The organism is Agromyces tropicus, assembly GCF_039531345.1.
Lineage (GTDB): Bacteria > Actinomycetota > Actinomycetes > Actinomycetales > Microbacteriaceae > Agromyces > Agromyces tropicus.
In genome coordinates, this window is the sequence record NZ_BAAAPW010000005.1 from 192,738 (window position 1) to 215,177 (window position 22,440).

The window sequence follows — 22,440 nt, forward strand, 5'->3', positions numbered from 1 at the left end:
CCGAAAGGAACCGACATGTCCGTCACCTCCATGCGACGCAGGATCCCCGTCGCCGGCGCCGTCCTCGCGGCCGCCGCGCTCACGCTCACGGCCTGCTCGAGCGCAGGCTCCGCGGCCGTGCCCGACGACGCCTCGTCCGGCGAGGGCGCCGAGGCGTCGGCCGTCTTCGCCGACGCTCCCGTCGCCGACGACGACCTGATCCTCCCGGGCTCGACGATGGAGGCCATCCGCGAGCGCGGCACCCTCGTCGTCGCCGAGGCGCTCGACGCGCCGCTGCTGTCGCAGCAGGACCCGACGAACCCGGACAGCGTCACCGGATTCGACGCCGACCTGGCGAAGCTCCTCGCGATCTACATCCTGGGCGAGCCCAACGTCGAGATCGTGCCCCCGGCGTCCGAGACCCGTGAGGCGCTCCTCGCCAACGGCACGGTCGACGTGGTCTTCAACACGTACACGATCACCGAGGAGCGCGCCGAGCAGGTCTCGTTCGCCGGCCCGTACTTCAGCTCCGGCCTCGCCGTCGCCGTGGGCGCCGACGAGGAGGACATCACCGGCATCGACGACCTCGGCGGCAAGACCGTGATCGTCGGGGCGAACACGCCCGCCGTGACCGCGGTACCCGAGCACCAGCCGACGGCCGAGCTCATCGACTTCGCGACCGACCCGCAGGCCGTCCAGGCACTGATCCAGGGCCGCGGCGACGCCTACGTGCAGGACTACACGCTGCTCGCGAGCGACGCGGCCTCCAACGACGCCATCAAGGTCGTGGGCCAGCCCTTCACCAGCGAGCCCTACGGCATCGGCCTGGCGCACGGCGACGAGGACTTCAAGCAGTTCATCAACGACTGGCTCCTGAAGATCCAGGAGGGCGGCCAGTGGGGAGCGGCCTGGCAGGCGAGCCTCGGCACCGTCGTCGAGTCCGACGTGCCGACCCCGCCGGCGATCGGCTCCGTCCCCGGCTCCTGATCAGGCGGCAGCGCCAGCGAACGGCATGTGATGAACCTCCTCGGTGACAACCTCGGGCTCCTCCTCGAGGCGCTCGGAACGACCCTGCTGATGGCGGTCGTGGCCGGCATCGGCTCCCTGATCCTCGGGGTGCTGGTGACGGTCGCGCGGGTCAGCCCGATCCCGCTCCTGCGCAGGGCCGCGTTCCTGTACGTGCAGTTCTTCATCAACGTGCCCTTGCTGGCGCTGCTGATCCTGGCGGTCTTCGCGCTGCCCGACGCCGGCCTCATCCTGCCGCTGACGCCGACCGCGATCATCGTGCTCACCGTCTACGAGGCCGCGTACGTGGCCGAGGCCGTGCGGAGCGGCGTGAACACGGTGGGCGTCGGCCAGATCGAGGCCAGCCGCGCGCTCGGCCTCACGCTCGGACAGTCGCTCCGGCTGGTCGTCGTGCCTCAGGCGCTCCGCGCGGTCGTGCAGCCGCTCGGCAACGTCATGATCGCCCTCGCCATGAACACGGCCCTCGCCGCCGCCGTCGGTGTCGTCGAACTGACCTCCCGGGTCAACAAGATCAACCTCGTCTACGCACAGCCCATCGAGATCTTCACCGGCGCCGGCCTGGTCTACATGGCCATCGCGCTGGTCATCGGGCTCGGCACCGGCTGGGTGGAACGAAAGGTGGCGATCGTCCGATGAGCACCGCACGAACCGACATCAGCTCGTACCTGTACGAGCCGCCCGGGCCGCGGGGACGGCGACGCATCCTCGTCGGTTCCGTCGTCAGCGCGCTCGCGCTGCTCGGCCTGCTCGCCGCAGGGCTCTGGCAGTTCGGCTCGCACGGGCAGCTCGACGCCGACAAGTGGCTGCCCTTCACGGACTGGGCGATCTGGCAGTACCTGCTGGTCGGCCTCGTCGGCACGCTCTCCGCGGCCGCGATCGTCGCCGTGCTCGGATCCGCCCTCGGGATCGTCCTGGCGCTCGGCCGGATCAGTCGCGTCCGTGGCATCCGCTGGGCCTCGACCGTCTACATCGAGGTCGCGCGCACGGTCCCGGTGCTCCTGCTCATCTACCTCATGCTCTTCGGGCTCCCCCAGCTCGGCGTCAACCTGCCGACGCTGTGGAAGCTCGTGATCCCGCTCGTCTTCGCGAACGCGGCGGTGTTCGCCGAGATCGTGCGCGCCGGCATCCTGAGCCTCCCGAAGGGCCAGCACGAGGCGGCGATCAGCCTCGGCCTGCGGGGCCACCAGGCGATGCGGCTCGTCGTGCTGCCGCAGGCGCTGCGCAACGTCACGCCCTCGCTCGTCAGCCAGCTGGTGAGCCTGCTCAAGGACACGTCGCTCGGCTACATCGTGGCGTTCACCGAACTGCTCTACCGTGCGCAGGTGCTCTCCGCGTTCAACCACCTGCTGATCCAGACGTTCCTCGTGGTCACGCTCATCTACCTCGTCGTCAACGGCAGCCTCTCGGCGCTCGCGTTCCGCCTCCAGCGGCCGGGACGCAAGCGCACCCCCGTGGCCCAGCCGGTGCCGACGCTCGCCGCGACGATGCCGCACGCCGAGTTCCCTGGCACCGCGGCGGAGGCGAACACGGCGTCCCGACCCGGCGCCGTGACGCCGGCGGCCGTCGACGCCCACGCCTCGACCACCACGGAGGACCGTCGTGACTGACCGATCCGACGCCGGAACAGGTGCCGTCCGCGGCCCCGCCGGGCCGGCCGCGGCCGGTCCGCGCCCCCGCATCGCGATCGCGGGGATGTGGATCGAATCGAGCGCGTACTCGAGCCACCGCGCGGATCGCCGCGACTTCCGCGTGCTCGAGGGCGACGCGCTGCTCGGCCGCTACCCGTTCCTCGCGCCCGGCGAGCCGCTCGGCTCGGAGGCCGAGTGGATCCCGGTGTTCTTCGCCCGCTCGATCCCGGGCGGCATGGTCCGGCGCGACGTCTACGACGCGTTCCGCGAGCGCATCGTCCGCGGCCTCGCCGACGCCGTCGCCGCCGGCCCGATAGACGGCGTCTACCTCGACGTGCACGGGGCGATGAGCGTCGAGGGTATGGAGGACGCCGAGGGCGACCTCGTCGCCGCCGTGCGCGACGTCGTCGGTCCGGAGCCACTGATCTCGGCGGCCATGGACCTGCATGGCAACCTCTCCGAGCGATTCGTGCGCGCCGTCGAGCTCCCGACCTGCTTCCGGCTCGCACCCCACGAGGACGAGGAGGAGACCCGCGAGCGCGCGGCCCGCAACCTCGTCGACCGCCTCCGCGCGGGCACCCGGCCGCACCGCGCCTGGGTCCGCGTGCCGATCCTGCTCCCCGGTGAGAAGACCTCGACCCGCGTCGAGCCGGCGAAGGGCCTCTACGGCCGGCTTCCCGCCGTCGAGGCGACGCCCGGCGTGACGGATGCGTCGATCTGGATCGGCTACGCGTGGGCCGACGAGCCCCGCTGCCACGCCACGGTCATCGTGACGGGAGACGACCCCGCCGTGATCGCCGCCCGGGCGGAGGCCCTCGCAGCCGAGCTGTGGGCGGTCCGCGACGAGTTCGCGTTCGTCGGGCCTCCGGGCTCCCTCGACGAGGGCGTCGACCGTGCGCTGCGGCATCGCGCCGAGGGCGGCGCGCGTCCGTACCTCATCAGCGATTCGGGCGACAACCCGGGCGCCGGCGGCACGGGCGACGTCACCTGGTCGCTCGCGCGACTGCTCGACCGACCGGAGCTGACCTCAGCGGGCGCCCCGGTGACCTACGTGGCATCCGTCTTCGACCCGGAAGCGATCGACGCACTGTTCGCCCGCGAGGTGGGCGACGTGATCGACGTCACGGCCGGAGCACGCGTGGACGGCCGCGTGAGCGGGCCCGTGCACCTGACCGGCGAGCTCGTCGGGCTCCACGAGGGGGACCCGGATGCCGGACGCATCGCCGTCGTCCGCCGCGGCGGACTGCACGCGATCGTGACCGAGTTCCGCAAGGCGTTCCACGCGACCGACGACTTCGCCGCAATCGGGCTCGACCCCGAGCGGGCCGACCTCATCGTGACCAAGATCGGGTACCTCGAGCCCACGCTCTTCGACCTCGCGAAGGGATGGACGCTGGCACTCACCCCCGGCCCGGTCGACCAGGACCTCGAGCGGCTCGGGCATCGCCGCATCGAGCGGCCCATGCACCCCTACGACGCGTTCCCGGCCGACCCCGCGCTCCGCGCCACGGTGCTCTGATGGCGGCCTTCGAACTCGCCGTCCAGGACCCGGACGGCGTGGCCGTCGCCGCCCGGATCGGCGCCGACCGCGTGGAGCTGTGCACCGCGCTCGCGATCGGCGGCGTCACGCCATCGGCCGCGCTCATCGAGTCGGCCGTCGCCGTCCCGCTCGGGCCGCCCGTGCACGTGCTCGTGCGCCCTCGCGGCGGCGGCTTCACCTACGACGAGGCCGAGGTCGCCCTCACCGTCCGCGACGCGGCGCACGCCGTACGGCTGGGGGCTGCCGGGGTCGTCGTCGGCGGCGTGCGGGACGGCCGCGTCGACGAGGAGCTCGTCCGCCGCGTGCGGGACGCCGTCGGGGGCCGGCCGGTCACGTTCCACCGCGCGTTCGACGTCCTCCCCGAGCAGGAGCGCGCCCTCGAGCAGCTCGTCGCGCTCGGCGTCCGCCGTGTGCTCACCTCGGGCGGCGCGGATGCCGCGGGCGACGCGCTGCCACGGCTCGCCGCGCTGGCGGCGATCGCGGGCGATCGCATCGAGGTGATGGCCGGCAGCGGCGTGCGCGCCGACCTCGTCCCCGACCTCCTCGCGACGGGCGTGCACGCCGTGCACGCGTCCGCGAAGCGGCTCGTGGAGGAGGGCGACGGCGTGGCCCTGGGCAGTGCGTCCGGCCCCGGCCGGCTCATGCGCGAAGTCACCGACGAGGCCGAGGCGCGCCGGATCGCGATCGCGGTCCGCGGGGCGGAGGCGAGCGCATGAGCCGGTACCTGGGCATCGACTACGGCGGCACGCAGAGCAAGCTCCTGCTCACCCGCGAGGCGCCCGGCGGCCTGGAACGGGTCCGCGAGGCGCGGGTCCCGACGCCGCAGGGCGGCGACTCGGTCGAGGCGCTCGCGCGGCTCGCCCTCGAGTTCCTCGGGCCGGATCGCATCGCCGGCTTCGCCGTGACCATCGCCGGCATCGTCGACGCGGCCACCGGCCGGGTCGTCTCGAGCGCGAACCTGCCCTGGCTCGACGGCACGGATCCCGCCGCCCGCATCGCCGCACGGATCGGCGCCCCCGGCCTCGCGGTCCAGGACGGCGCCGCCGCCGCGGAGGCGGAGGCCACCATCGGCGCCGGCCGCGGGTTCGACGACATCTTCGTCGTCGCGCTCGGCACCGGCGTGGCCGGCGCGCACGTCGTCGACGGCCGGGTCCGCGCCGGAGCCCACGGCGCCGCCGGCGAGATCGGGCACATCGGTCCCGGCACGGGAGCGCGGTGCAGCTGCGGCCAGCGCGGCTGCCTCGAGACGCTCATCGGCGGCGCCCGGATCGGCGACGCCTGGGACGAGGTGCTCGGCCTGCCCGCCGGATCGACGAACGCCGCCGGGGGCGCGAGGGTCGTGGTCGACGCGGCCGACGGCGGCGAGGCCCGCGCGATCGCGCTCCTCGACCGGGCGACGACCGCACTCGGCCGCAGCCTGCTCGGCGTCGTCGCGATGATCGACCCGGAGGCGATCGTCGTCGGCGGCGGACTGTCCCAGTCGACGCGGTGGATCCTCGACCCGGCCGTGCGCACGGTCAGGCGGGAGGCGACGTTCCATCGCCTCCCCGAGATCGTCCCGTCGCAGCTGGGGGTGTGGGCGGGCGCCTGGGGCGCCGCGATCGCGGCGCGACGCGCGGCCGCCGACCCCGCGCCGACACCGACCGGAACGGAGGCCGCAGCATGGCCGAGGTGATCATCGAGCGGACGCCCCAGGCCGCATCGGCACGCGCGGCCAGGCACATCGCCGCGACGATCGCCGCGCGGCCCGACCTCGTGCTCGGCGTCGCGACCGGCTCGACGCCCGCGCACCTGTACCGGGAGCTCGCCCGCATCCGCGATCGCGACGGGCTCGACGTGTCACGGCTCACGGTGTTCGCGCTCGACGAGTACGTCGGCCTCCCGGCGGGACATCCCGAGTCCTATGCGGAGGTGGTGCGCCGTGAGGTGACCGACGCGCTCGGCCTCGATCCGTCGCGCGTGCACGTGCCCGACGGATCCGCCGCGGACCCGTTCGCCGCGGCGGACGAGTACGAGCAGCGGATGGAGGCCGCTGGCGGCGTGGACGTGCAGATCCTGGGGATCGGCGGGAACGGCCACATCGGGTTCAACGAACCGGGCTCCTCGTTGCGCTCGCGCACGCGCGTGAAGACGCTCTCGCGATCCACGCGGACCGCCAACGCCAGGTTCTTCGACGAGGTCGACCGGGTGCCCGCGCACTGCATCACGCAGGGCGTCGGCACGATCCTCGATGCCGGCCACCTCGTGCTGCTGGCGTTCGGCGCGGGGAAGGCCGACGCCGTCGCCGCCGCACTCGAAGGGCCGGTGACCGCCTCCGTCCCCGGGTCGGCACTGCAGCTGCATCCGCACGTGACGGCCCTGCTCGACGACCCCGCCGCGGCCGCCCTCGCCCATCGCGAGTACTACGATGACGCGTGGTCGCTGAAGCCCGCAGACGTGCTGTAGCGGAGCCCGACCGGCTCAGGTGGCGGGTCGGACGGGTTGCCGCAGCACCGTCCGCAGCCGCTCCGGGGCGGTGCGTCGCGCGTCGCTCAGGTAGATCTCGTGGTGCGGGCCGTTGAAGGTCAGGCCGTGACGCGGCATCCACTCGTCGTGCAGCCGCGCGAGGGTCGGCGCCTCGTCGCGGTACGGCCCGATATGGAGGATCTGCACGGAGCGGCCCTCGTCGACGACGTCGAGGCGGAGCAGGTCGAGGGCGGGACGGCCCCGCTTCGCACGGGTCGCGGCGATCGCGGCGTCGATCGCGTCCCGCTCGATCCAGTCGGGCTGGTGGAGGAGCAGCGTCCACTTCCACGCACCGCGCTCACCGGTCGTGAAGGCGGCCGGGTCGTCCGCCCACCAGAGCCCCTCGAGGGGCGCGACCACGACGTCGCGTCCGAGCGCCCGCCTGCTCGCGAACTTCGCAGCGTAGGCCACGCCGAACAGCGCCTCGACGGCGTCCCGGTAGGCGGGCGCGGTGTTCGGGTCGCCCTCACCGTCGATCGCGAGGAACTGCATCGGCGGCACGTCGACGAGGGCGAACTCCTTCGCCGACGGCGCGTACAGGTCGGGATGCTCGCGCTTGACGTCGGACTTGGCGGTCACCGGTTCCGTCACGACCTTCCCCTCCCTGTCCGAGCCCAGCGCGGAGGACCCGGCGCGGCTCCGCTCGATCCCCCTATCGCGCCAGCGTCGCCTCTGCTTCGAGCGCCGACAGCTTGTCGGGGTTCGCGACCGAGTAGATCCGCGTGATCAGGCCCTCCTCGATCGCGACGCTGACCGTGGCGGCCAGCTCGCCGTCCACCTCGACGCGCAGCGCGGGCGCGCCGTTGATCCACATGATCGAGGCGACCGGGTGCAGGCCCCACTTCTCGGTCGCACCGGAGAGGAACGCGATGATCCGCTCCGCGCCGCGCACCGGACGCCGCGCGGCGCCTCGGACCTTGCCGCCGCCGTCGCCGATCGCGACGACATCGGGTGCGAGCACGTCCATCAGACCCTGCACGTCGCCCGTGTTGAACGCGACCATGAATCGCTCGACCACCGCGAGCTGCTCGGCGCGCTCGACCTGCATCCGCGGGCGCCGGGCCGCGACGTGCTCCTTCGCACGGTGCGCGATCTGCCGCACCGCCGCCGGCGTCTTGCCCACGGCATCCGCGATCTCGTCGTACGGCAGATCGAACACCTCGCGCAGCACGAACACCGCCCGTTCGGCCGGACCGAGGGTCTCGAGCACCGTGAGCGTCGCGATCGAGAGCGACTCCGCGAGCTCGACGTCGTCCGCCACGTCGCGGCTCGTGCGCAGCGGCTCGGGCAGCCACTCCCCCACGTAGTCCTCGCGACGGCGCGACAGCGTGCGCAGGTGGTTGAGCGACTGCCGCGTGACGATCCGCACGAGGTATGCGCGCGGGTCGCGCACCGCGCCGCGGTCGACGTCGGCCCAGCGCAGCCAGGACTCCTGCAGCACGTCCTCCGCGTCGGCCGCGGAGCCGAGGAGCTCGTAGGCGACCGTGAAGAGCAGGCTGCGATGGGCGACGAACGGGTCGACGCCGGGGTCGTCGTGGGTGCCCATGCCGGCCACCCTACGCGGCCCCGGTGACGGCGGAGCGGTCCGCGAGCGGCGGGAGGCCGCAGGCATCCGCGAAGTGCTCGGAACGGATGCCGAGGGCGATGTTGCCGCGCGCGGTCGCGTTCATCAGGCCGACCTTCGCGCTCAGCTCGACCAGCGCGGCCGGCCCGAGCTCGGCGAGCAGCGCGTCGGAGAGCTCGTCGGTCACGGCGACCGGGGTCTGGCACATCGCCTCGGCGTACTCCATGACCTGCCGCTCGAGCGGCGAGAACACCGGCGACTCGCGCCAGCGCGGCACCTCGCGCGCCTTCGCCTCGTCGAGGCCGTGATCGTGCGCCACGAAGTAGTGGAAGTCGAGGCAGAAGCTGCAGCCGATCGCGGCGGCGGCCGCCATCGAGGCGTACGAGGCGAGGTTCGGATCGAGCGCGCGCCACCGGTCGGCCTTGCGGCCGATGCCCATCAGGTCCAGGAGCACGCGGCGGTTGTGCCACATGACGCCGACGGAGTCGGGCACGCGGCCGAGGATCCTCCGGGCGCCGAATCGGGCGAGCGCGCCGACCGGACCGGTCAGCTCGGCGGCGGGGATGCGGGTCGTGGTGGCGGCGACGCTCATGGCGGGTCCCTCCAGGTCTCGGAACGGGTCGATGACATGGAGACACCGGTGGGGCGACGGGTGTGACAGGCGGGCCCGCGGCACCCTCGCGCGCCGTCAGTCGAGGATCGGGACCGCGAGCGGGCGTCCGGACGCGATCACGATGCGCGGATCGGAGACCGGCCGAAGGCGCACGTTGAGGTTGTATTCGCCCGGGACGTCGATCCGCGGAATCCAGATCCTCGCACTTCCGGTGTCCTTGTCGGTCCCGGCGACGACCTGGTAGGAGAGCCGCTCCGCCGCCCACTGGTCCGGCACGTCGACGCCGTCCAGCGACCACGTGAGCACCAACGGGACCCCCTTGAGTCCCTCGAGGGTGAGGTTCACCGCGACGGACCACCCGATCGGGTCGCGCTCGCCCGCGGGCTCGGTGGCCGAGTCGACGACGCTGAGCGCTTCGGCCAGACGACGCGCCGCCTCTTCCGGCCCGATCGGTTCGCCCTCCTCTCCCCCCGTCCCGATGACGATCAGGTAGGCGACCGGCAGTTCCTTCTCGTCGAAGTCCCAGTCGTCGAGGATCGGCGCCGCCAGCATCGCCGTCGCGAACTCGCCGGGCAGTCCCCAGCCGTCCGGGCCCGCAATGTTCGGGAATCCGTCGAGACCCGTCGGCGGGATGCTCGGCGTCGGGGTCTCGGGCGGCGTGTCGGGTTCGAACGGGAGCGAACGCTGCGGCTCGGGCGCGATCGGCGCAACGGGCAGGGCCGGATCCGGTCCCTCGGGAACCGAAGGCTCGAGCGGGTCGCCGGGTTCGGCCGGAGCCACCGGTGTCGACGTATCGTTCGGGAGCAGCGAGTCGGGCAGCCGGGGATCGACCAGCACGGGTGGCGGGTTCGGCTCGAATGGGAGCGCAGGCTCGCCCGGATCGATCGGCTCCAGCGGCGTGATCTCCGCGGCGAGAACCACCCTCGACCCGAGCGCCTCGCCACCTGCCGGGGTCAGTGGGAAGTCGACGCCGAATGCCTCGCGGGCGAACTCCTTCAGCGTGGACCGGCCGACGAGGTCGACTGAGTCGATCCGTGCGACATCGACGGTATCGGCGGGGGCCAGCCGGTCGACGAGCGAGACGACGGCGAGGATCGCACCCGCCAGGGCCCCGGCACCCAGGACGAGCGCGCTGCCTCGCTGGTACCACGGTCCGCGGTTCGACGAGCGCTGCGCGCGGATCGCATGCCGCCCGGAGGCGGGACGTGCGTCAGCTCCATCGGGGAGCCGTGCGTCATCGAGAATCACCATCACGATCGCCACCCAACTGCATGCGTGATCGACTTCGAGATCCATCGCATCCTCGCAGGGCCGGGCGCCCGCATCATCCGGTCGAGCACTGAACTTCGTGTCCCGGACCGTCCGGTCGATCGCATCCGGGGTATCCCCGAGCCCGGCGCGACCGGCACGACCGGCGCAAGGGCTGGCCCGGCCCCGCGCCCCGGCGTACGTTGGATCTCGAACGAGGAGGTTCGCGTGAGCGCCACCCGAGAGTCCACCGTCTCCCACGTCGATGAGCAGGAGTCCCGCGCGGTCGCGGAGGCCGCACGGGAGCAGGAGTGGCGGAAGCCGAGCTTCGCCAAGGGCCTGTACCTGGGGCAGTTCGACCTGTCGCTGATCCATCCGCATCCGAGGCCGACCGCGGATCGCGAGGAGCGCGGCGAGGCGTTCCTCGCCGACCTCGAGACGTTTCTCCGCACGGTCGACGTCTCGCGGATCGAGCGCGACGCGCGCATCCCCGACGACGTCTTCCAGGGGCTCGCCGACCTCGGCGCGTTCGGCATGAAGATCCCAGTCGAGTACGGCGGGCTCGGCCTCGGCCAGATCTACTACAACCACGCCCTGACCATGATCGGCTCGGTCAACGCGAGCATCGGCGCGCTGCTGTCGGCGCACCAGTCGGTCGGCGTGCCCGAACCGCTGATGCTGGCCGGAACCGAGGAGCAGAAACGGCGGTGGCTGCCGCGCTGCGCGGCCGGCGCCGTGAGCGCGTTCCTGCTCACCGAGCCCGAGGTCGGCTCGGACCCGGCCCGGCTGCAGGCGACGGCCGTGCCGTCCGACGACGGCTCGGAGTACGTGCTCGACGGCACGAAGCTGTGGACGACCAACGGCGTCGTCGCGGAACTCCTCGTCGTGATGGCACGCGTGCCGAAGTCCGACGGGCACCGCGGCGGCATCAGCGCGTTCATCGTCGAAGCGGACGCCCCGGGCATCACCGTGCACCGCCGCAACGCGTTCATGGGCCTGCGCGGCATCGAGAACGGGCTCACGTCCCTGAAGGGCGTGCGGGTCCCGGCGATCAACCTCGTCGGCCGCGAGGGCGAGGGCCTGAAGATCGCGCTGACGACGCTCAACGCCGGCCGGCTCGCCATCCCGGCGATCTGCGCGGGGGCCGGCAAGTGGAGCCTCAAGATCGCCCGCGAGTGGTCGAAGGCGCGCGTGCAGTGGGGGCACCCGGTCGGCGAGCACGCCGCCGTCGCCCACAAGGTCGCATTCATCGCGGCGACGACGTTCGCGCTCGAGGCGGTCGTCGACCTCTCGGGCGTGCTCGCCGACGAGGACCGCAAGGACATCCGCATCGAGGCCGCGCTCGCGAAGCTGTGGGCGTCGGAGATGGGCTGGCGCATCGCCGACGAGCTCGTGCAGATCCGAGGCGGCCGCGGCTTCGAGACGGCGGACTCCCTGCGCGCCCGCGGCGAGCGCGCCGTCGGCGCCGAGCAGCAGCTGCGCGACCTCCGGATCAACCGCATCTTCGAGGGCTCGACCGAGATCATGCACCTCCTCATCGCACGCGAGGCGGTCGACGCGCACCTCACCGCGGCGGGCGACCTCATCGACCCGAAGCTCGAGCTGGCCGACCGGCTCAAGGCCGCGGTGTCGGCCGGCGGCTTCTACGCCCGCTGGCTGCCGCAGCTCGTCGCGGGGCCCGGCGACCTGCCCACGTCGTACGACGAGTTCGGCCCGCTGGCGACGCACCTGCGCTACGTCGAGCGCACGAGCCGCAAGCTCGCCCGCGCGACGTTCTACGGCATGGCGCGCTGGCAGGGCGGCCTCGAGCGCAAGCAGGGCTTCCTCGCCCGCGTGGTCGACATCGGTGCCGAGCTGTTCGCCGTCGCCGCCTCGTGCGTGCGCGCGGCGATGATCGCGACCGACACCCCGGACCGGCGGAAGTCCGCGTTCCAGCTCGCACACACGTTCGCGGAGCAGTCCCGGCAGCGCACCGAGCGCCTGCTCGACGAGCTCTGGCGCAACACGGATGCCTCGGACGAGCGCCTCGCCGAGCGCGTGCTCGACGGCGATTACGCCTGGCTCGAGGCGGGGATCCTCGACGCGAGCGAGGGCACCGGACCGTGGATCACCGAGGAGATCCCCGCGGACGCGATGGAGGACGTGCACCGGCGGGTGGTCGGCGACCCCGGGAAGGCCGGGAAGGCCGACAAGGCCGGCAAGGCCGGGAAGGCCGACAAGGCCCGTACGGCGCGCTCGGCCGGCTAGGCCGGGTCGCTCGCGGCGGACCGCCGCGGAGCGTGGCACAGGCGCTCGCGGATCCAGTCCGCGGCATCCGCCTGCGCCAAGTCGCCCGAGCGGACCAGTCGCACGAACTCGATCGCCTCGTCGCTGAGCCGTCCGTCGGCGCTCTCGGGCGGATCGCGGAGGATGTTCGTCGTGAGCCATCGGGTGATCCGGCCGCCGACGCGCGCGGCGACGGCCACCGTGCCGGCGAAGTGCCGGGCCTGCCCCGCGGTGTCGTCGTCGACCTCCGGCCGGAAGCCGCGGCCGCGGATGCGATTGCGGCCGCCGGTCGCGGCATCCGTCACCCAGAACGGGCCGCGACGCACGCCCGCGACGCGACCCAGCTCCTTCAGGAAGCGGCCGTCCGGGTAGCCGAGCCCGGCGAGCGAGTCGATCGAGTCGGCGAGCGCGGCGCAGGCATCCATCAGGTCAGGGTATGGCGCGCCGGGCACTGGTCGCGCCGGGTTGACCGGCTCGTACGGCACGACGTGACGGGGCCCGGCTCGCATCGAGCCGGGCCCCGTCTGACGTCGTCCGGGAGCGCTCAGCGCTGCCCGCGCGTCGCGTGGATGTCGACGTCCTTGCTCTCCTTCGCGAGCAGCACGGCTCCGGCGCTCGCGGCCAGCACGATCATCCAGAAGACCGCGACGGGCCAGGTCGCCCCGAGGCCGATCACGAGGCTCGTGGCGATGAGCGGCGAGAATCCGGCTCCCACGGTCGAGGCCGTCTGGTACGCGGCGGATGCCCCGGAGAAGCGCAGCGCCGTCGGGAACTGCTCCGCGACGAATGCGGCGATCGGGCCGTAGACCATGCCCTGCACGAGGCCGTTGCCGAGGATGATCGCGACCGCGAAGCCCCAGACCGTGCCGGTCTGCAGCAGCCCGATGATGGGCAGCGCGAGCACGATGCCGACGACGCAGCCGGCCACCACGACGACGCGCCGGCCGAGGCGATCGCTGGCGCGGGCCGCGAGGATCGACACGATCACGGTCACGACCGCGGCGACGGCCTTCCAGTTGAGCACGCCGGTGCGGTCGGCGCCGGCGCCGACGGCCTCCGAGACGCCCCAGACCGTCATCAGGCCCTGCGAGGTCGTGAAGGCGAGCACGGCGACGAACGCGATGAGCACCGCGCGCCAGTGGTAGCGCAGCACGTCGAGGATCGGCACGCGGCGACGGGCGCCGATCTGCTCGAGCTGCTGGAACATCGGGGTCTCGGCGACGCGCAGCCGGATGATGAGGCCGACGACGACGAGCGCGATGCTGAACAGGAACGGCACCCGCCATCCCCACGCCAGGAACTGGTCCTCGGGCAGCAGCGAGAACATGCTGAGCATGAGCGTCGCGAGCACGGCGCCGACGGGCCCGCCCGCGTTGGCGAAGCTCGCGGCGAGGCCGCGGTGCTTCTTCGGCGCGTGCTCGAGCGCGACGAGGATCGCCCCGCCCCACTCGCCGCCGACCGAGACGCCCTGCACAACGCGGAGCAGCACGAGCAGGATCGGCGCGATGACGCCGACCGATTCCGTGGGCGGCAGCAGCCCCATCAGGGTCGAGGCGATGCCCATGAGCACCATCGTGAGGATGAGCACGACCTTGCGGCCGCGGGTGTCGCCGAAGTGGCCGAAGATGATGCCGCCGAGCGGGCGGGCGAGGTAGCCGACGGCGAACGTCGCGAACGAGGCGAAGGTGGCGAAGGCGGGGCCGAGCCCGGCGAAGAAGACCTGTCCGAACACGAGGCTGGCCGCCGTCGCGTAGAGGATGAAGTCGTAGAACTCGATCATGCTGCCCATGAAGCTCGACGCGATGACGCGTCGCATGTCCTTCGTGGTCATCGACAGCTGCGTGCCGTCGGCCGCGGTGGTCGGCATCGTCGTCTCGTGGGGTGCGGTGCGGGTGATCTGGGTCATCGTCGACCTCTCTGTCTCAGTGTGTCACGGCGTGCGAGCGCGGTCAGGCCGCGAGCGCGCGCTCCCGGGCGAAGGAGATGCGGTCGAGGTCGTCGGGGACGAGGACCTCGAGGTCGGCTCCGGCCGCGGCGCGGAGCCAGGCGTCCGTGGGCAGGTGCCCCGGGACGAGGTGGTGCAGGGCGAGGCGACGCGCGCCGGCCTCCTGGGCCAGGGCGATCGCCTCCTCGACGCTGGTGTGCGACTTCCGGTGGTGGTCGATCGAGGCGCGCGAGGTCTCGTCGTCGCGCGAACCGTAGGCCTCGGCGACCCACTCGAAGCTGATGGCCTCGTGCAGCAGCAGGTCGACGTCGGCGGCGAGCCGGACGGTGTTCGCGCAGGGCGCGGTGTCGCCGGAGATCGCGACCGAGCCCTCGTCGGTCGTGAACCGGAACGCGAAGGCGGGCGCGATGGGCGGATGCTGCACCAGGATCGCGTCGACGCGCACGCGGTCGTCCTCGAAGACGGTGAAGGGGTCCATGTCGGGCGTCGGGGCGTCGTTCGGGTGGTACCCGATGCCGGCGGGGATCGCGATGTCGCGCGCGTCGAACAGGTCGGTCGGCGACGGCCGCAGCGCGTCGAGCACGCGGTCGTTGAGGTCGGTCGCCTGCGCCTCCATCAGGAGCCGGAACAGGTCGGCGGTGCCGGGCGTCGGCAGGTGCGGGGCGACCGGCCGCGGCGGCACGGTCGCGCGCGGCGAGACGGGCGGGAGCTCACCGCGGTCGCCGGGGCCGATGATCGGGATCGGCGCCCCCTCCCCGCTCAGCCCGAACATGCCGAACAGCGCGAGGTTCGCGAGGTCGGTGGTGTGGTCGGAGTGGAGGTGGGTGAGGAAGACGCCGGCGAGCTGGTCCATGCGGAACCCCGCGCGGGTGAACTGGCGTCCGGCGCCGAGGCCGGCGTCGACCAGGTAGACGCGGTCGCCGACGGCGACGGCCGTCGAGATGCCGAACCGGGAGTGCGCGTCGATCGGCGTCCACCAGCGCGGGCCCCCTGCGGTCCCCAGGGTGACGATGCGGTGCTCGGTGTCGGTCATGCGGTGTCTCCTTCGACGTGCCTGATGAGACCATCGTCGGCCGCGCGTAATGTTCTGTACAGCGGAGGTTTTCGAAGGTCTTCATAAGGAGAACCGATGAATGGCGTGACGGTCCGACAGCTCGAGTACTTCGTGGCCGCGGCCGACCTCGGCACGCTCAGCGCCGCGGCCGAGCGGTGCCGCGCCTCGCAGGCCGCGGTGTCGACGGGCCTCGCCGAGATGGAGCGCGCGCTCGGCCTCCAGGTGCTCGTGCGGCGCCCGGCCAAGGGCGTCGTCCTCACCCGCCCCGGCGAGCGGATGCTGCCCGTCGCGCGCCGCATCATCGACGACCTCGACGAGCTCGCGCAGCTCGCCGGCGCGGAGCAGGACGAGGTGGCCGGGCCGCTGCGCGTCGCCTGCACGGTGGCCCTCTCGCCGCGCGTCCTGCCCCCGCTCGCGGAGGCGTTCGCCGAGCGGCATCCGCGCGTCGAGCTCGACCTCGTCGACGGGCTCGCGAGCGAGGTGCAGGAGCTGGTCCGGGAGGGCACGGCGGATGCCGCGCTGCTGTACCGGCGGCAGCTCGCGCCGGGCCTGGATGCCCGCACCATCCGCTCCCTCGCCCCGTACGCGGTGCTCCCCGAGGGGCATCCGCTCGCAGGGGCCGAGGACGTCGCCCTCGCCGACCTCGCCGACGAACGCCTCATCCTGGTGCAGCCCGCGGGCTCGCGCGGCGTCATCGAGACGCTCATCGAGGAGGCCGGGGTCGTGCCGCGCGCCGGCTGGGCGTTCGCGAACCCCGAGACCGTGCGCGCGATGGTCGCCCGCGGGCTCGGCTACTCGGTGTTCAGCGGCCGCCCGCGCGGAACCCAGAGCTTCGACGGGCGGCACGTCGCGTACGTGCGCGTGCGCGATGCGGTCGAGCCGAACGATGTGGTCCTCGCGATGCCGCACGGGCAGCGGCGCACGGCACGGCTCGACGCCCTGGTCGGGCTCCTCGGCGAGGCGGGCCTGCAGGAGGCGATGGGCTGAGGGGCCCACCGCCTCCCGCCGCTCAGCCCTTCAACCCGGTCTGGGCGAGCCCCTCGACGAACTGCTTCTGCGCGAAGACGAACACGACGAGCACGGGCAGCGCGGTCATGGCCGCCGCGGCGAGCTGGATGTTCCACATCTCGCCGCCGTAGGCGTCGGTGTAGCGCGTCAGCGCCTGCGGCAGCGTGAACAGCTCGGGCGTCTGCAGGTAGACGGTGGGCTCCAGGTAGAGGTTCCAGACATTGAGGAACGTGAAGATCGCGACCGCCGCGAGCGCCGACCGGCTGAGCGGCAGGGCGATGCTCCAGTAGATGCGCCAGCGCCCGAGTCCGTCGATGCGTCCGGCCTCCTCGAGCTCGACCGGGAGCGTGATGAAGTACTGGCGCATGATGAACGTGGCGAGCACGCTCGGGGCACCGAAGGTCGTGACGAGCAGGAGCGGCCAGTGGGTGTCGATCATGCCCCACGAGTTGAACAGCTGGAACAGCGGCACGATGGTGACCTCGCTCGGGATGAGCAGGCCGGTGAGCACCACCACGAAGAGCACGTTCTGGCCGGGGAAGCGGATGCGCGCGAACGCGTAGCCGGCCATCGACGAGAACAGCATCGTGCCGAGGGTCACCAGGATCGCGATGTACATCGAGTTGAGGTACTGCTCGGCGAACGGCTGCTCGGTGAAGGCGCCCACGTAGCCGTCGAGCGTCGGGTTCGACGGCCACAGCTCGGGCGGGAAGGCGAAGATCTCGCTGATCGGCTTGAACGACGAGGTGATCATCCACCAGGTCGGGAACACGAACGGCACCGCGAGCACGCACAGCGCGCCGTAGAAGAGCAGCGTGCGCCACGGGCTGCGCGGGCGACGGCCTGCGGGGCGCCGGGTCGGGGCGTCGACGGATGCCGCGCCGAGCGGCGGCACCACCGGCACGGCCGGTTCCGCGTCGTGGCGTTCGCGGAGGGCGACGGACTCAGTTCTCATAGAAGACCCACCTCCTGCGCAGCTGCCACTGCGCGATGGTCAGCACCAGCACGATGCCGAAGAGCAGGATGGCCAGGGTCGATCCGTAGCCGAAGTGATGGAAGTCGAACGCCTGCTGCACCAGGTAGTAGACGAGCACGGTCGTCGAGATGCCCGGGCCACCCTGCGTCAGTACCGCGATCTGGGCGAACACCTGCAGCGAGCCGACGATCGTGATGATCGAGGTGAGCAGGATCGTCGGCGAGATGAGCGGCACCGTGATGCGCCAGAACAGCTGGCGGTCCGAGGCGCCGTCCATCCGCGCGGCCTCCTGGATCTCCTGCGGCACGCCCTGGAGGGCGGCGAGGAAGAGGACCATGTTGAGGCCGACGTTCTTGAAGACCTGGACGACGATGACGGAGGCCATGGCGGTGGGGCCCTCGCGCAGCCAGTTCGGCCCGTCGATGCCGACGAGCTGCAGCAGGCCGTTGATGCCGCCGTTGTCCTGCATGAGGAACGACCACACGATGGTCCAGGCGACGAGCGAGACCACGACGGGCGAGAAGAAGATCGTGCGGAACGCGGTCATTCCGCGGACCTTGCGATTCAGCAGGACGGCGAGCAGCAGGGCGAGGGCCAGGTTGCACACGACCAGCCCGATTGAGAAGACCGCGGTGGCCTGCAGCACCGGCGCGAGCTTGGGGTCGGCGACGAGCTTCTCGAAGTTCTCGAGCCCGACCCAGCGGAACGTGCCCGCGAGCACGTTCCACTCGTGGAACGAGTACCAGAAGATGAGTCCGAGCGGCAGCAGGACGAAGAGCCCGATGCCGAGCACCTGCGGTGCGACGAACAGGTACCCGGCGAGCGCGTCGCGCGCCCGGTACGAGGGCACGAGGCGTCGCCGCGGCGGCGCGGGGGCGACCCCGGGGCGGGCCTGGGCCCGACCCGGAGTCGTCGTGGTGATGGCCATGGAGGGAGTCGCCTTCCTCAGCCCAGCAGGGGGTCGATCGCGGTGCAGGTGTCGGCGAGCGTACCGGGGATGTCGGCGTCCGCCACCCAGAGGGCGTCGAGTGAGCTGCGGACCTCCTGGCCGATCTCGGCCGAGTCGGTGTGGCTCGGCCGGGTGACGCCGATCTCGATGCCGGGGATCACCACGTCCTCGATCTGCTCGGGGGTGAGCGTCGGGTTGGTGGCCGCGAGGGTCTCGACGTTCAGCTGCGAGACGCGGGGCGGCGGGAAGTACTGCGCGAGCTGCTGCGAGTTCTCCGGGTTCGTGAAGAACGCGAGGAAGTCGGCGGCGGCGTCCGCGTGCTCGCCCGAGGACATCACGCCGATGCCGGCCTGCCCGACCATCGAGTACTCGCCCACCGGGCCCTCGGGCAGCGGCAGCAGGTTCCACGCGAAGCTGCCGTCGAGCAGCGACGCACGCGAGATCTGGGTCACGGTGAACGCCGACTCGCCCGCGAAGAAGTCCGCGGTGGTGCCGGGGCCGGGCATCGACTGTGCGTCGAAGGCGGCGTCGTGCAGGAACTCGAACGCGTCGACCATCTCGGGCGCATCGAACGTGCACTGCGTGCCGTCCTCGCTCCAGGGCGCGGCGCCCCAGCCCATCCACACCGAGGCGAGGTTGTCCCATGTGGTGTAGTCGAAGTCGCGGATGACGAAGCCGGCCTTGCCGGTGGCCTCGTGCACCGCGGCACCCGCCTCGGACACGCCCTCCCAGTTCCAGTCGTCGTTCGCCTGCATCTCGGCGGCGCTCGGCAGGCCGGCCTCGGCGAGCAGGTCGTCGTTGGCGAACATCACGAACGGCGACGTCGAGAACGGGTAGGCGACCAGTGCGCCCGAGTCGTCGTGCCAGAGCGCGGTGGCGCTCTCCGAGAGGTCGTCGAAGCCGTAGTCCGGGTCGGCCTCGAGCGTCTCGTCGAGCGGGAGCAGCGCGCCCGAGTCGACGAAGTCGGGGGCGGCGTTCTCGAGGATCCACGCCAGGTCGGGGGCGGAGCCGCCGGCGATCTGGGTGGTCACGGTCGAGGTGTAGTCCTCGAACGGGAGCGGGTCGAAGGTGATGTCGGTCACCTCCGGGTGCTCCTCCATGTACGCCTCGGCGATGGAGTCGAACAGGGCGAGGTGGTCCTCGTTCGAGGTCCACACGGTCATCCGCAGCTCGATGTCCTCCGACTCGGATGACGCCCCGCCTCCGGAGCACGACGACAGGGCCATCGCCGCGACCGACGCGAGCGCGAGACCCGTCAGCACCCTTGCTGATCTCATGGTGGTTTCTCCTAGTATCCGGAGACGCCGTGCGGCCAGTGCAGCTCGACGCCTCGCTGTGTGAGCAGGGACTGGAACTCCTCGAGGAGTCCAGGGGTGGTGCGGATCGCGCGGGGGCGGGACGCACGATCGAGGCAGAAGGCCGCGAGGCGGCCCGCCGCTTCGCCGATGTTCCACTCGACCGGGTGGAGCCGGAACGCCCCGTTGGTGATGTGGGTGGTACCGACGTTCTTGCCCGCCGGCAGGAGGTTCTCCAGCCGTCGGGGGATCAGGGCTCCGAGGGGGATCTCGAAGGGACGCGACGGCAGGTCGAGGTAGTTGTCGCCGCCGCTGGAGGGGTGGAGGTCGATGCGGTACATGCCGATGCCGACGGTGTCGTCGAACACGGCCGGGCCGTCCTGGCCGGATGCCGCGATCGAGAGGTCGAGCTCCGTGACCGTGGTCTCGGCGAGGATGCGCCGGGACTCCCGGATGTAGGGCGCCATCGCGAGCCCGTCGGGCCCCTGCGTCAGGTCGGGGCGGAGCCGCAGCCCCGGGAAGCCGGTGCCGCCGTCGGGCCGGGGCGCCTCGGTCTGCAGCCAGTAGAGCATCGACAGCGACTGCTGCCGCGCCGCACGCTCGCGATCGGCGCGCACCTCGTCCGGCACGTCGACGATGGTGCCGTCGACGTGGTCGATCATCGGCCAGTTCACGAGCACGACGTCGCTCGCGTAGGCGCCGGGAGTGAAGTTCCTGCGGGCCACGATGCGGCGGAACGTCCAGAGCTCGCGATCGCCCGCGTCGGCGCGCTGGTCGGCGACGAGGTCGCCGGGTGCGTCGTCGTTCGGCGTGAAGGTGCGGGTGACCGTCTCGAGCGTGCGCGGGTCGGGCCCGGTGAGCGAGATCATGGGCGCGCCCCAGTACGCGGGTCGCGCCGCGCTCCACTCGTCGTACTGCTCGGGCCGGTCGATCGTGTGGTCTCCGTCGACGTGGTCGACGACGAAGCACCAGCTGAAGGCCTGCTGGTTGTCGGGCTGTGCCGCTTCGGGGGCGCTCGGCTCGCCCGTGTCGCGGCGGGACTCGAACCCGGTGACGTACTCGGCTCCCGTGAGCGGGAGCAGGTCGCCGAGCTCGGTCGCGTCGACGACGTAGTCGGCGCTCACCGTCGTCTCGTGCCCGTCGTCGAGTCCGCGCAGGGTGACGGACTCGATGCGGTCGCCGTCGACCTGCGCCGCCACCGGCACGGCCGGCTGGATGATCCGGAGCCGCCCCGTCGCGCGGAAGGGCGCGAGCATCGACTCGAGCACCGCGACGCCGACGAGCGGTTCGGCGCAGATGCGGCCGACGAGGCCGGCACCCGGATTCAGGTGCGGGTCGGAGCGCGCGGCATCCGTCAGCGGGTAGTGCCGCCGGTAGTAGTCGCGGATGCCCTCGCGCAACTGCCGATAGCGGGCCGTCGCCCCGAAGGACTCGATCCAGGTGTGCTCGTCCATCGGCACGGCCTGGCTCGTCAGCTGGCCGCCGAGCCAGCGGTACTCCTCGCTGAGGACGACCGAGCGGCCGCCCTCGAGCGCGCCGAGCGCGGCGGCGACCCCGCCCAGGCCTCCGCCCACGACCAGCACGTCGGCGTGGAGCTCGCTCGCGGCACGGCCGGTCATGCGGCGTCCTCCGGGGCGACGAGGGTGGCGCCGGCCATCACGGGGCAGGCGAGGGTCTGGCGCAGCTCGTCGTCGGGCACGTCGTCGTGCGGGTCGAGGATGCGCGCGAGGAGGGTGGTCGCGGCGCTCGCGAGCGCGCTCCGAGGCGGGCTGAGCCGGGTAAAGTCGCCCGAGTCGCCGTTCGCGCGGGCCGCGTCGCCGAGCACGATGAGCGAGAGCGTGCCGGGCACGTCGATGCCGGCCGCGGCGGCGAGCGCGCGCAGGCGCACCGCGGTCTCGTGCGTCTCGACGACGAGCACGGTCGCGCCCGCCGCGCGGGCCTCGTCGAGCGCGGAGCGCAGCGCCGCGTCATCCGCCCCGTCGACGGGCATCGCGAGCAGTTCGGCGGCGGCGACGGGACCGCCCCGGCGTTCGAGCTCGCCGACGACGCCGGCACGACGGTCCATGACCGACTCGCCGGTGCTGTCGACGTGCACGTAGGCGAACCGCCGGTGGCCGAGGTCCCATGCGCGACCGACGAGCTCGGCCGCGCCCTGCGCGTAGTCGATGGCCACGTAGGGCACGCCCTCGACCTCGCGACGACCGACCGCGACGAACGGGAAGCCGTCGGCGACGAGTCGCTCGAGCTCGACCGGGTCCATCTCGACGCCGAGCAGGAGGCATCCGTCGGCCAGGCGCAGGCGGTTATTCTCGTGCAGGAGGCGCCGGGTGCCGTCGACCACCGGGGCGCTCGTGAAGAGCAGCAGGTCGCAGCCGAGCTCCTCCGCGGCCTCCTCGATGCCGCTGAGCAGCGGCGCGTAGAAGTCCTGGCTCTCGGTCGGGAACGCGGGCTCGTAGGTGAAGACGCCGAGGATCTTGTTGCCGAGGCCGGCGAGGCGGCGGGCGGCGGGATCGGCCACGTAGCCGGTCTCGCGCAGCACCTGGAGCACGCGGTCGCGGGTCTCCTCGGGGATGCGCCCGGCTCCGTCGGCCTTGTCGTTCAGCACGAGCGAGACGGTCGCCTGGCTCACGCCGGCGAGTTCCGCGATGCGGCGCTGCGTGATGCGTCGCGGCGGGGTCTGGGAAGTCGTCATCGAGATCCTTCGGGTCTTGTCCTGCGGTGCTAATCCGCATTAGCGTAGACCGTACCGGATGCTAATACGGATTAGCAACCCGGATGTCGCAGAAGCCCCAGCGCAGGCCGAGGACGGCCGATCCGCCGCGGGGGCGGTCCGTCGTGGCATCCG

General features: G+C 72.5%; 20 protein-coding genes. 9 read left to right on the top strand and 11 right to left on the bottom strand.

The genetic code is table 11. The features are described 5' to 3' along the window. Nucleotides 1-15: 15 nt before the first annotated feature. The 7 genes from ABD230_RS15230 to nagB all read left to right on the top strand — a co-directional run bounded on the left by ABD230_RS15230 (nucleotide 16) and on the right by nagB (nucleotide 6,618). Nucleotides 16-966 (top strand): glutamate ABC transporter substrate-binding protein, encoded by a 951-nt coding sequence (locus ABD230_RS15230; protein WP_344376245.1) that lies wholly within the window; start codon nucleotides 16-18, stop codon nucleotides 964-966. A gap of 30 nt (nucleotides 967-996) precedes the next feature. Next, the gene (locus tag ABD230_RS15235) at nucleotides 997-1,641 is read left to right on the top strand and encodes an amino acid ABC transporter permease (RefSeq protein ID WP_344376248.1); all 645 of its coding nucleotides are present in this window, start codon (nucleotides 997-999) and stop codon (nucleotides 1,639-1,641) included. Further along, nucleotides 1,638-2,612, top strand: coding sequence for an amino acid ABC transporter permease (locus ABD230_RS15240; protein ID WP_344376250.1), 975 nt, complete (start codon nucleotides 1,638-1,640; stop codon nucleotides 2,610-2,612). The genes ABD230_RS15235 and ABD230_RS15240 overlap by 4 nt, the downstream gene beginning before the upstream one ends. 70 nt (nucleotides 2,613-2,682) lie before the next feature. Then, nucleotides 2,683-4,152, top strand: coding sequence for a M81 family metallopeptidase (locus ABD230_RS15245; RefSeq protein ID WP_425546250.1), 1,470 nt, complete (start codon nucleotides 2,683-2,685; stop codon nucleotides 4,150-4,152). Beyond that, entirely contained in the window at nucleotides 4,152-4,889 is a 738-nt protein-coding gene (locus ABD230_RS15250) for a copper homeostasis protein CutC (protein WP_344376256.1), read from the top strand. Before ABD230_RS15245 ends, ABD230_RS15250 begins: the two co-directional genes overlap by 1 nt. Further along, the gene (locus tag ABD230_RS15255; protein ID WP_344376259.1) at nucleotides 4,886-5,848 is read left to right on the top strand and encodes an ROK family protein; all 963 of its coding nucleotides are present in this window, start codon (nucleotides 4,886-4,888) and stop codon (nucleotides 5,846-5,848) included. Before ABD230_RS15250 ends, ABD230_RS15255 begins: the two co-directional genes overlap by 4 nt. Continuing rightward, nucleotides 5,836-6,618, top strand: a complete 783-nt coding sequence (gene nagB, locus ABD230_RS15260) for a glucosamine-6-phosphate deaminase (protein WP_344376261.1) — start codon at nucleotides 5,836-5,838, stop codon at nucleotides 6,616-6,618. Before ABD230_RS15255 ends, nagB begins: the two co-directional genes overlap by 13 nt. Before the next feature lie 15 nt (nucleotides 6,619-6,633). Here nagB and ABD230_RS15265 read toward each other — a convergent pair whose 3' ends face one another. From ABD230_RS15265 to ABD230_RS15275, 3 genes are all read right to left on the bottom strand, one after another. Then, nucleotides 6,634-7,269: a GyrI-like domain-containing protein gene (locus tag ABD230_RS15265; protein ID WP_344376264.1), complete on the bottom strand. Its 636-nt coding sequence runs from the start codon at nucleotides 7,267-7,269 to the stop codon at nucleotides 6,634-6,636. Nucleotides 7,270-7,330: 61 nt separating this feature from the next. Next, nucleotides 7,331-8,224, bottom strand: a complete 894-nt coding sequence (locus ABD230_RS15270) for an RNA polymerase sigma-70 factor (protein WP_344376266.1) — start codon at nucleotides 8,222-8,224, stop codon at nucleotides 7,331-7,333. A 10-nt stretch (nucleotides 8,225-8,234) separates the two neighbouring features. Continuing rightward, nucleotides 8,235-8,834, bottom strand: a complete 600-nt coding sequence (locus ABD230_RS15275) for a carboxymuconolactone decarboxylase family protein (protein ID WP_344376268.1) — start codon at nucleotides 8,832-8,834, stop codon at nucleotides 8,235-8,237. Between the two features lie 1,497 nt (nucleotides 8,835-10,331). Here ABD230_RS15275 and ABD230_RS15280 point away from each other — a divergent pair. After that, complete coding sequence (locus ABD230_RS15280; protein ID WP_344376271.1) at nucleotides 10,332-12,350, top strand: acyl-CoA dehydrogenase family protein; 2,019 nt, start codon at nucleotides 10,332-10,334, stop codon at nucleotides 12,348-12,350. Here the strand turns inward: ABD230_RS15280 and ABD230_RS15285 are convergent. The 3 genes from ABD230_RS15285 to ABD230_RS15295 all read right to left on the bottom strand — a co-directional run bounded on the left by ABD230_RS15285 (nucleotide 12,347) and on the right by ABD230_RS15295 (nucleotide 15,346). Further along, nucleotides 12,347-12,793, bottom strand: coding sequence for a hypothetical protein (locus tag ABD230_RS15285; RefSeq protein WP_344376273.1), 447 nt, complete (start codon nucleotides 12,791-12,793; stop codon nucleotides 12,347-12,349). The two genes, ABD230_RS15280 and ABD230_RS15285, sit on opposite strands and share 4 nt — an antisense overlap. Nucleotides 12,794-12,912: 119 nt before the next feature. After that, complete coding sequence (locus tag ABD230_RS15290; protein ID WP_344376274.1) at nucleotides 12,913-14,274, bottom strand: MFS transporter; 1,362 nt, start codon at nucleotides 14,272-14,274, stop codon at nucleotides 12,913-12,915. A gap of 43 nt (nucleotides 14,275-14,317) precedes the next feature. Then, nucleotides 14,318-15,346, bottom strand: coding sequence for an MBL fold metallo-hydrolase (locus tag ABD230_RS15295; protein WP_344376275.1), 1,029 nt, complete (start codon nucleotides 15,344-15,346; stop codon nucleotides 14,318-14,320). 96 nt (nucleotides 15,347-15,442) lie between these two features. Between ABD230_RS15295 and ABD230_RS15300 the strand changes: the two genes are divergently transcribed. Further along, entirely contained in the window at nucleotides 15,443-16,354 is a 912-nt protein-coding gene (locus ABD230_RS15300; RefSeq protein WP_344376277.1) for a LysR family transcriptional regulator, read from the top strand. A gap of 22 nt (nucleotides 16,355-16,376) precedes the next feature. Here the strand turns inward: ABD230_RS15300 and ABD230_RS15305 are convergent, their stop codons facing one another. Genes ABD230_RS15305 through ABD230_RS15325 form a run of 5 tightly spaced genes read right to left on the bottom strand, consistent with a single transcriptional unit; the run spans nucleotide 16,377 to nucleotide 22,287 of the window. Next, on the bottom strand, nucleotides 16,377-17,330 hold the full coding sequence (locus tag ABD230_RS15305) for a carbohydrate ABC transporter permease (protein ID WP_344376279.1): 954 nt from the start codon (nucleotides 17,328-17,330) through the stop codon (nucleotides 16,377-16,379). After that, nucleotides 17,320-18,279, bottom strand: coding sequence for a carbohydrate ABC transporter permease (locus ABD230_RS15310; protein ID WP_344376282.1), 960 nt, complete (start codon nucleotides 18,277-18,279; stop codon nucleotides 17,320-17,322). The genes ABD230_RS15305 and ABD230_RS15310 overlap by 11 nt, the downstream gene beginning before the upstream one ends. A gap of 17 nt (nucleotides 18,280-18,296) precedes the next feature. Next, a complete protein-coding gene (locus ABD230_RS15315; RefSeq protein WP_344376286.1) occupies nucleotides 18,297-19,577 on the bottom strand; it encodes an ABC transporter substrate-binding protein in 1,281 nt (426 codons plus the stop codon). A gap of 11 nt (nucleotides 19,578-19,588) precedes the next feature. Next, nucleotides 19,589-21,214 (bottom strand): FAD-dependent oxidoreductase, encoded by a 1,626-nt coding sequence (locus ABD230_RS15320; RefSeq protein WP_344376289.1) that lies wholly within the window; start codon nucleotides 21,212-21,214, stop codon nucleotides 19,589-19,591. Then, nucleotides 21,211-22,287, bottom strand: a complete 1,077-nt coding sequence (locus ABD230_RS15325) for a LacI family DNA-binding transcriptional regulator (RefSeq protein ID WP_344376290.1) — start codon at nucleotides 22,285-22,287, stop codon at nucleotides 21,211-21,213. The genes ABD230_RS15320 and ABD230_RS15325 overlap by 4 nt, the downstream gene beginning before the upstream one ends. Between the last annotated feature and the right edge of the window lie 153 nt (nucleotides 22,288-22,440).

What these genes read in the sequence shown, in the direction of transcription:
- ABD230_RS15230 (WP_344376245.1), top strand. Translation starts at nt 16, where the DNA reads ATGTCCGTCACCTCCATGCGACGCAGGATCCCCGTCGCCGGCGCCGTC.
- ABD230_RS15235 (WP_344376248.1), top strand. Translation starts at nt 997, where the DNA reads ATGAACCTCCTCGGTGACAACCTCGGGCTCCTCCTCGAGGCGCTCGGA.
- ABD230_RS15240 (WP_344376250.1), top strand. Translation starts at nt 1,638, where the DNA reads ATGAGCACCGCACGAACCGACATCAGCTCGTACCTGTACGAGCCGCCC.
- ABD230_RS15250 (WP_344376256.1), top strand. Translation starts at nt 4,152, where the DNA reads ATGGCGGCCTTCGAACTCGCCGTCCAGGACCCGGACGGCGTGGCCGTC.
- ABD230_RS15255 (WP_344376259.1), top strand. Translation starts at nt 4,886, where the DNA reads ATGAGCCGGTACCTGGGCATCGACTACGGCGGCACGCAGAGCAAGCTC.
- nagB (WP_344376261.1), top strand. Translation starts at nt 5,836, where the DNA reads ATGGCCGAGGTGATCATCGAGCGGACGCCCCAGGCCGCATCGGCACGC.
- ABD230_RS15270 (WP_344376266.1), bottom strand. Translation starts at nt 8,224, where the DNA reads ATGGGCACCCACGACGACCCCGGCGTCGACCCGTTCGTCGCCCATCGC.
- ABD230_RS15275 (WP_344376268.1), bottom strand. Translation starts at nt 8,834, where the DNA reads ATGAGCGTCGCCGCCACCACGACCCGCATCCCCGCCGCCGAGCTGACC.
- ABD230_RS15285 (WP_344376273.1), bottom strand. Translation starts at nt 12,793, where the DNA reads ATGGATGCCTGCGCCGCGCTCGCCGACTCGATCGACTCGCTCGCCGGG.
- ABD230_RS15290 (WP_344376274.1), bottom strand. Translation starts at nt 14,274, where the DNA reads ATGACCCAGATCACCCGCACCGCACCCCACGAGACGACGATGCCGACC.
- ABD230_RS15295 (WP_344376275.1), bottom strand. Translation starts at nt 15,346, where the DNA reads ATGACCGACACCGAGCACCGCATCGTCACCCTGGGGACCGCAGGGGGC.
- ABD230_RS15300 (WP_344376277.1), top strand. Translation starts at nt 15,443, where the DNA reads ATGAATGGCGTGACGGTCCGACAGCTCGAGTACTTCGTGGCCGCGGCC.
- ABD230_RS15305 (WP_344376279.1), bottom strand. Translation starts at nt 17,330, where the DNA reads ATGAGAACTGAGTCCGTCGCCCTCCGCGAACGCCACGACGCGGAACCG.
- ABD230_RS15310 (WP_344376282.1), bottom strand. Translation starts at nt 18,279, where the DNA reads ATGGCCATCACCACGACGACTCCGGGTCGGGCCCAGGCCCGCCCCGGG.
- ABD230_RS15315 (WP_344376286.1), bottom strand. Translation starts at nt 19,577, where the DNA reads ATGAGATCAGCAAGGGTGCTGACGGGTCTCGCGCTCGCGTCGGTCGCG.
- ABD230_RS15320 (WP_344376289.1), bottom strand. Translation starts at nt 21,214, where the DNA reads ATGACCGGCCGTGCCGCGAGCGAGCTCCACGCCGACGTGCTGGTCGTG.
- ABD230_RS15325 (WP_344376290.1), bottom strand. Translation starts at nt 22,287, where the DNA reads ATGACGACTTCCCAGACCCCGCCGCGACGCATCACGCAGCGCCGCATC.